The sequence below is a fragment of the Prevotella pectinovora genome (assembly GCF_000834015.1).
GTDB lineage: Bacteria > Bacteroidota > Bacteroidia > Bacteroidales > Bacteroidaceae > Prevotella > Prevotella pectinovora.
Window position 1 is genome coordinate 1 of the sequence record NZ_JXQI01000085.1, and the last position, 858, is coordinate 858.

At 42.3% G+C, this 858-nt stretch carries 1 protein-coding gene; it reads right to left on the reverse strand.

Features of this window, described 5'->3' with window-relative positions; genetic code table 11:
• The coding region (locus ST42_RS12155; RefSeq protein ID WP_044073675.1) for an IS982 family transposase at positions 1-851 on the reverse strand (851 nt) is incomplete at its 3' end.
• Positions 852-858: the final 7 nt, after the last annotated feature.

Sequence of the window (858 nt, forward strand, 5' to 3'; positions counted from 1 at the left end):
TCAAAGAAACAATATGCTCCCAAGGCTGAAATAAGGTTCATGATAAAGTTGCTTACAGATCTATGGCGTGAATGTACAATCTGTGCCGTATTCTTCAGCATGTCGTTAATGGTTTCGATAATGTATCTCTTGCGCAGCATCATTCTGTCATAGAACGGCATCAGCTTGTTTTTCATGTTTACGCGCAACCCTGTCACCAGCTGTATTCCATCCTCAAAGAGGAAGTCAAACAGCTTCTGTGAAATATAGCCTTTGTCAGCGAACAGCTTGCCATACAAACGTTTAGCAAGAACCTTGAACACATTCGGGTCCTTGTCGCTGACATTTGCACCAGTAAGTACAAACGCTATTATCTCGCCTCTGTCATTGCACGCAAGGTGGAGCTTAAAGCCATGACACCAACCCATAGTTCCTTTTCCGTCAGTGGCAATTCCCTTGAATACCTTATTGGCATATCTCCTGAGATTATGGCATACGGGTATCATCGTGGAATCAACGAATGTTATGCCGGTACATCTTCCGAAAGCTCCCAGATTAAGGAAGAACATGAGCTGGAAGAACACGCGGCTTTCCAACTCCACAAAGCGGTTGTACGACACGGCTTTCGGAAAATAAGACTTCATCGTACCCTTAATAAAGAACAGGTAGTAGTGCTTGAAATTGCGGAATGTACCAAAATGAAAATACAACAGAATGGTCATGATTTCACTGTCGGACAACGATGCTGCACGCCGTCTACGCTTCACTCCGCTATTGTCTTCCAGCAAATTTCCTGCATTTTCTGCATCAAAATGTTTGCAAAACTCGTCTATAATACAAAATAATTCTGTAACTTTGTAATCGGTAGTCATATTAAAT